Origin of the sequence: Ferrovibrio sp., from assembly GCF_029255545.1 — a bacterium.
Lineage (GTDB): Bacteria > Pseudomonadota > Alphaproteobacteria > Ferrovibrionales > Ferrovibrionaceae > Ferrovibrio.
Window position 1 is genome coordinate 1 of sequence record NZ_JANLJJ010000014.1, and the last position, 6738, is coordinate 6738.

Sequence of the window (6738 nt, forward strand, 5' to 3'; positions counted from 1 at the left end):
AACCATGCCAATCCCGGTCCTCGATCGCCACTTTCGCCCGCAGGCGATACAGCGTCAGGCGGCGTTTCAGGTCGGCGCGCCGCTCGGCCGCCACATCCAGCAGCAGGCCGCCAGCATCATCCGTGAAAACGAAAAAATCATGCAGGAACTTGCCCTGCGGGGTGAGCAGGGCCGCATAGACCGCCTGGCCGGGTTGCAGGCCGGTGACCTTGTTGGACACCAGCGCGTCGAGAAAGTCGGCCGCCTCCTCCCCTTGCAGGGACAGCAGGGCCCGCTCGGGCAGGGCGACACAGGTGAGGCTGGCCATGAAAGCTCCGGTTTTCAGCCCCTCTGAGGTATGGGAGAGCCGGCGGCTTGGCAAGGGCAGGCCACCCCCCTATAACCGGCCAAACCCCTAAAGCCGCGGGCACATGCGCATCCTGTTCATCACCTCCAACCGGCTCGGCGACGCCATCCTGTCGACCGGCCTGCTCGATTCGCTGCACAGCCAGTTTCCCAAGGCGCGTTTCACCATAGCCTGTGGCCCGGCCGCCGCCAGCCTGTTCACGGCCATGCCCAATCTCGACCGCGTCATCGTGATGCAGAAAAAGCCCTGGGCCGGCCACTGGTGGGAGCTGTGGAAGCAGGTGGCTACCACGCGCTGGTGGCTGGTGCTAGACCTGCGCGGCTCCGGCATTGGCCAGTTCCTGCTGGCGCGCCGGCGCCGCAGCTTCCACGGTTCTGGTTCGCGCATGCACAAGGTGATCGTGCTGTCGCATGTGCTCAAGCTGAAGACGCCGGCAGCGCCGCGTGTCTGGATCAGTGAAGACCACAAAAAGGCGGCTGCCAAACTCTGGCCCAACGATGGCCGGCCCACGCTGGCGCTTGGCCCCACCGCCAACTGGGGCGGCAAAATCTGGCCGGGCGAGCGCTTCGCCGAGTTGGCCCTGCGGCTGACCGCCGAGAATGGCATATTGCCGAACGGCCGCATCGTCGTGTTTGGTGGGCCGGGCGAAGAGGCGCTGGCCGCCGATACGCTGAGCCGCCTGCCGGTCGACCGCAGCGTCGATCTGGTCGGCAAGCTGGACCTGCCGACCATCTCGGCGGCCCTGCGCCGCTGCGACTTCTATATCGGCAACGACAGCGGCCTGATGCATCTGGCGGCCGCCAGCGAGGTGCCGACCCTGGGCCTGTTTGGCCCCAGCCGCGAAGAGACCTATGGTCCCTGGGGCGAGAAAACCGCCGCCGTGCGCACCGACCTGAGTTTCGAGGACATCATCAAGCAGCCGGGCTATGATTACCGCAGCCAGGACAGCCATATGCTGACCCTGAGCGTCGACAAGGCGCAGCGCGCCGCCGAGCATCTGTGGCGCTATTCGCGGGACTGAACCATGGTCGCACCCAAATTATCGGCGCTGGTGGTGGCGCATAACGAGGAGGCCCAGCTGGCCGACTGCCTCGAACGACTCAGCTTCGCCGACGAGATCGTGGTGGTGCTGGACCGTTGCACCGACCGCTCGGTGGAAATCGCCGCGCGTTTCGAGGCCCGCATCATCGAGGGCGCCTGGCCGCTGGAAGGACCGCGCCGCAACACCGGCATCGAAGCCTGTAGCGGCGACTGGATCCTGGAAGTCGACGCCGACGAGCGCGTGCCCGACGAGATGGCGCACGAAATCCGCGCCGAGATCGCCACCGCGCCCTTCTGCCACTACCTGATCCCGTTCGACAATTACGTGGGCAAACGGCTGGTGCGCTGGGGCTGGGGCGGCGCCTTCGGCGTGATGATGGCGCCTCGCCTGTTCACCAAGGGCGCCAAACGCTGGGGCGAGCAGCGCGTGCATCCGGCGCTGGAGCTGAAGGGCGAAAAACGCTTCCTGAAATCCCGCATGATCCACTATGTGGACCGCGATATCACCGACATGATCGCGCGGCTGAACCGCTACACCTCGGCACGCGCCGCCGATCTGCGCGCCCGCGCCGAGGCCGGCGAGGATATTGGCACCTTCCGCGCCAATGTGCGGCGTATCTTCAGCCGCTTCTACAAGTGTTACGTCACCCGCAAGGGCTACCGCGAGGGACAATACGGCTTCCTGATCGCCCTGATGGCTGGCCTTTATCCGCTGCTCAGCTATCTGAAGGCCACGCTGGAGAAGGAATAAGGCGATGCGCTACGACCTGGTGATTCGCAACGGCATGGTGGCCACGCCCAACGGCATCGAGGCGCTGGATATCGGCGTGAAGGACGGCCGCGTCGCCGCCCTGGGCAGCCTGACCCAGGCCGACACAGCAACGGTTTTTGATGCCAATGGTCTTACGGTGCTGCCCGGCGTGATCGATACCCAGGTGCATTTCCGTGAACCCGGCCAGGAGCACAAGGAAGACCTCGCCACCGGCACGGCTGCCGCCGCCATGGGCGGTGTGACCGCCGTGTTCGAGATGCCCAACACCAAGCCCAGCACCGCCACGGCCGCCGAGCTGGCTGACAAGGTGCAGCGCGGCCTGGGCCGCACCCATTGCGATTTTGCCTTCTATGCCGGTGCCACCGCCGAGAATGTCGAGATGCTGCCCGAACTGGAGAAGCTGCCCGGCTGCGCCGGCGTCAAGCTGTTCATGGGCGCCTCGACCGGCGACCTGCTGGTGGCCGACGACGCCACGCTGGAACGCGTGCTGCGCCATGGCAAACGTCGTATGGCGGTGCATTGCGAAGACGAATACCGCATGCGCGAGCGCAAACACCTGACGGAAGCGCCCGGCGCCACGGCGCATCTGCATCCGGAATGGCGCGATGCCGAAAGCGCCCTGCTGGCAACCCAGCGGCTGGTGCGGCTGGCGCGCAAGACGGGTCGGCGCGTGCATGTGCTGCATGTCACCACCGCGCAGGAAATGGCATTCCTTGCCAGCCACAAGGATATCGCCTCGGTGGAGACCACGCCGCAGCATCTGACGCTGGCCGCGCCCGACTGCTACGACCGGCTGGGCACCCTTGCGCAGATGAATCCGCCGATCCGCTCGGCCGAGCATCGCGCGGCCCTGTGGGAAGCGGTACGCAATGGCGTGGTGGATGTGATCGGTTCCGACCACGCGCCGCACACCAGGGACGAAAAGGCCAAGCCCTATCCGCAGAGCCCGAGCGGCATGCCCGGCGTGCAGACCCTGCTGCCTTTGCTGCTGGATCACATGAACCAGGGCAGGCTGACGCTGCAGCGCCTGATCGACCTGACCTCGGCCGGCGCGCAGCGCATCTTCGGCCTTACGGCCAAGGGCCGCATTGCTTTGGGCTACGACGCCGATTTCACCGTCGTCGACCTGAAGGCGAAAAAGACCATCGAGGAAAGCTGGCTGAAATCGAAATGCGGCTGGTCGCCGTTCACCGGCATGAGCGTGACCGGCTGGCCGATGGCGACCATCGTACGCGGCCAGTTCGCCATGCGCGACGGCGAGCTGGGGCAGCCGATCGGGCGGCCACTGCGCTTCGGCGAGGCGTTACAGCCCGAAGGCTGATCAGCCCGCGATTTTTGCTTCCACCTTGTCGCAGATATAGTGATACAGGCAGATGTGAACCTGCTGAATATGCGGCGTGGAATTCGACGGCGCCTCAATCAGGATGTCGCAACGGTCTTTCAGCTTGCCGCCGCCCTTGCCGGTCAGACCGATCACCGTCATGCCTTTGGCTTTTGCCGCTTCCGCCGCCTTGATCACATTGGCCGAGTTGCCTGAGGTCGAGAGGCCGAGCAGCACGCCGCCGGCCCGACCATAGGCTTCGACCTGACGGGAAAACACCGTTTCGTAGCTGTAGTCGTTGCTCCAGGCGGTGATGATCGCCTGATCGGCACTGAGCGCGATGCAATTCAGTGCGCGGCGCTCCTTCAGGAACCGGCCGACAAGCTCGCCGGCAATATGCATGGCGTCCGAGGCCGAGCCGCCATTGCCGCAGACCAGCAGGGGAAGGTCGGCGGACAGCGCCGCGGCGATGCAGTCAATGGCGCGATCCACCTGGCCAGCCATTTCCGGCGTGGCGGCATGACGGATCAGGGCGGCGGAGTCTTCCAGATAAGTCAGCAGCGACATACGATTCCTGTGCGAACGAGCAAAAACCGCGCGCAGACTAGCATAGCCGCCGCCGGGAACCAGCCCCTCGGGCCGCCGCCGGGCCAGACTTTGGCTGCCTAATGCAGGTCGTAGCTGGCCACGGCGGCGCGATATTCCTGCGCGCTGACGATGCGGGCCGAGACCACGCGCACGGAATGCAGCTTGCCGTCCAGCCTGGCCTCCCAGAAATCGAGGAATTTGCGCAGGCCGGGGAATTTCGGGGCCAGGTCGTAATCCTGCCAGACATAACTCTGCAGCAGCCGCGGATGGTCCGGCATGTGGTAGAGGATTTCGGCCGTGGTCAGGTGATACTTGAGCAGCTTTTCCAGCCACTCGGCCGAAGCGTGATGAGTTGAACGGGACACATCGGACATTGTCGCCTCCTGCCTTCTGCGGGAGCCGCACCCGACGTCTCGACGAAACCGACTCGCGGGCCGGCACACCTTCAGTCAAAACCTGCCGAAAGTGTCGGTCCGATGACAATAACTTTCTGTAAACATCATGCAGATTGGCACTCGTCGTCGTCGGCTGCCACTCACGGCTTCGCCGGCACGTAAGGCACCAAGCTGAAGCCCGGCGGCAGCGACTGCAGCGTGTCCTCGGTATCGAAGCCGTCTTCTTTAACCGGAAAGTAGAGATCGAGATTGCTGCTGTGGAAGCGCAGGCGCAGCTTCTGCCCCCAGAACGGCGTGGTCATCGGGTCGCCCTGAGGCTCAGCACGACGATATCGATCCACAAAAGCGAACTGGTGCTTTTCATCGGTGATGTGGCTCAGTAACCAAGCAGCTTTTGGATCTTTGTGCACCAGCAACATGCGCGAGAACACCTGCCGGTCATCCATATAAGTCAGCAGGCCGATGATGCCGCCATCGATGCCGGCCACTTTCGGCATGTCGTAAGTCCAGGGCGTGAAGCCGGCGCTGCGGAAGATTTTCTTATCCGGGTTTTCCTCGGTGGTGAAATAGGCCTGCGGCGTCTGGCCATAGCCCTCATACGCAAATCCGCCGGTGTATTTGAAGAAATTGCGCCGCCAGTTGCTGCTCCCACTGTCGGAATACGACTCCGTCACCACGAAGAGATCGTCGACATACATGTCCATGCCAGGCTTTTCGATCGTATAGATTTTCCTGCGCTGGGCCTCCGGCCCGTATTGCCAGGCGACGACTCTCACCGTGCCTTCGACACCCTTGTCGCCCCGTTTCTCTTCGCGGCGGATTTCCACCTCAAGTACGATGAAAGCATCTCGATCATACGTGACGTGCATATATGGGAACGACAGCAGACGCCGCTCGACCGCCCTGACCCCACTCACGCCGAACTGCCCGCTCTCATCGTCTTTGCCGAAATCCAGTTCGAGCGTCGATTCGACTTTGAACGTCTGCTTGTTGGCCTGCGCGAGCGCCGCGATGGCAAACAATCCGAGACAGGCCACGATGGTGAACCTGGCAAGCATGCGATGCGCGATGGACAACATGGGATCAGTCCTTCGACCTTGCTGGGCAGCGCATGATTCGGCTGCCTGCCTTAACGCTAGCATGATCCGGCTTTGCGACGGAATCGCGGCCGGTTATTTCGGCTGCTGCTTCGCCGGCCGCTGAATAACAGAGAATGCACCTGCATTGTTGGAGGCGCTCGGCGCCTTGTCGTTGAACCGGATGAAGCGTTCACCCGCCGGCATGGTGCGCGCCTGATCCAGCACATAGATGCCGGGCTTACCGCCCTGTTCGCCGTAGCGCAGGAAGATCGCCGCGTGGTTACCGGTATCTTTGCTTTCGTATTTGCCGTTCACGAAGGTGGCGATGGCGGTGCCCGGTTCGAGCGGCGGATCGCCGGCGCCCTTCACTTTCTCGCCTTCCTGCCAGGTTTTCGATGATCCGATACCCGGCACCAGCCGCTGCACCAGCGCGACGCATTCCTTCTTGTAATGCTCCGGGGTGTCGCCCGAATACACGAAGCCTTCCTTATCCCTGGCCGCCTGGAGCCGGGCCGCCATGGTCTTTTGGTCGCTGACCCATGCCTGCAATTTTGCTGGCGCGACATCGGTCGCCACCCCTGCTGCTTGGGCATACTGCTCGCCGGCAGGACGAGCCGGCACCTCCTCTTGAGTCTGGCGGATGCCGACGGCGTCGGAAAAATCATTCCGCGCCGGATCGCTGGACAGTAGCGTCGGCTTCATCGGCCGGTCAGAGCCCAAACCGATGGGCCGCAATTGCGGCTCGGGATAGCCTCCGCGCTTTTCCATGGTCCGGATGCGTAATGAAGCCGGCGGCGTGTAGAAGCCCCTGATCGTCTCCATGGTCTCGCCGCCCGGCAGAGCATAGCCGTCGATCGCGAGGCCGTTGTCCTTCTGGAACTTGCGCAGGGCGTAATCATCGCGGCCGCCCCAGTAGCCCGTCGGCCCCTCTGTGGCGGCGGCATCTAGCGCGCCTTCCCGGTGCAGCAGGGCCTGCAGCTTGAACACGTCACCGCGCCGGTTCGCCTGTCCCGCACCGACGCCGGATTGCAGGTCGAACAGGCCGGCGCCGAAAATCTGCCCGAGCGGCGCGCCGTCCATCCAGTCGCCCCGCACCTCATCCCATCCGGGATCAGGGAAGTCATCCGGCTTTTCGACATAGCTGCCCATGTCCAGCCGGCCGAGCGGGTCGGGCAGGTATTCGAGATCGTCCTGGC

General features: G+C 63.9%; 7 protein-coding genes and 1 pseudogene. 3 read left to right on the forward strand and 5 right to left on the reverse strand.

The window, feature by feature from the left end; genetic code table 11:
• Positions 1-307, reverse strand: a pseudogene (locus tag Q1J79_RS01305) (folate-binding protein); the annotation flags it as partial.
• Positions 308-410: 103 nt separating this feature from the next.
• On the opposite strand from Q1J79_RS01305, the gene Q1J79_RS01310 reads away from it, so the two are divergent.
• The 3 genes from Q1J79_RS01310 to Q1J79_RS01320 are packed head-to-tail and all read left to right on the forward strand — an operon-like array spanning position 411 to position 3480.
• Entirely contained in the window at positions 411-1367 is a 957-nt protein-coding gene (locus Q1J79_RS01310) for a glycosyltransferase family 9 protein (RefSeq protein ID WP_300295492.1), read from the forward strand.
• A 3-nt stretch (positions 1368-1370) separates the two neighbouring features.
• Positions 1371-2138 (forward strand): glycosyltransferase family 2 protein, encoded by a 768-nt coding sequence (locus Q1J79_RS01315; protein WP_300295494.1) that lies wholly within the window; start codon positions 1371-1373, stop codon positions 2136-2138.
• Positions 2139-2142: 4 nt separating this feature from the next.
• Positions 2143-3480: a dihydroorotase gene (locus tag Q1J79_RS01320; protein ID WP_300295496.1), complete on the forward strand. Its 1338-nt coding sequence runs from the start codon at positions 2143-2145 to the stop codon at positions 3478-3480.
• On the opposite strand, the gene Q1J79_RS01325 is transcribed toward Q1J79_RS01320, so the two are convergent.
• The 4 genes from Q1J79_RS01325 to Q1J79_RS01340 form a co-directional block, all read right to left on the reverse strand.
• Positions 3481-4047 carry an SIS domain-containing protein gene (locus Q1J79_RS01325; RefSeq protein WP_300295498.1) on the reverse strand — a complete coding sequence of 189 codons (567 nt, stop codon included), beginning with the start codon at positions 4045-4047 and terminating at the stop codon, positions 3481-3483.
• A gap of 98 nt (positions 4048-4145) precedes the next feature.
• On the reverse strand, positions 4146-4442 hold the full coding sequence (locus Q1J79_RS01330) for a Usg family protein (RefSeq protein ID WP_300295500.1): 297 nt from the start codon (positions 4440-4442) through the stop codon (positions 4146-4148).
• Positions 4443-4603: 161 nt separating this feature from the next.
• On the reverse strand, positions 4604-5542 hold the full coding sequence (locus Q1J79_RS01335) for a hypothetical protein (protein ID WP_300295502.1): 939 nt from the start codon (positions 5540-5542) through the stop codon (positions 4604-4606).
• Between the two features lie 93 nt (positions 5543-5635).
• Positions 5636-6738: BPSL0067 family protein (locus tag Q1J79_RS01340; RefSeq protein WP_300295503.1), on the reverse strand; the 1103-nt coding region annotated here is incomplete at its 5' end.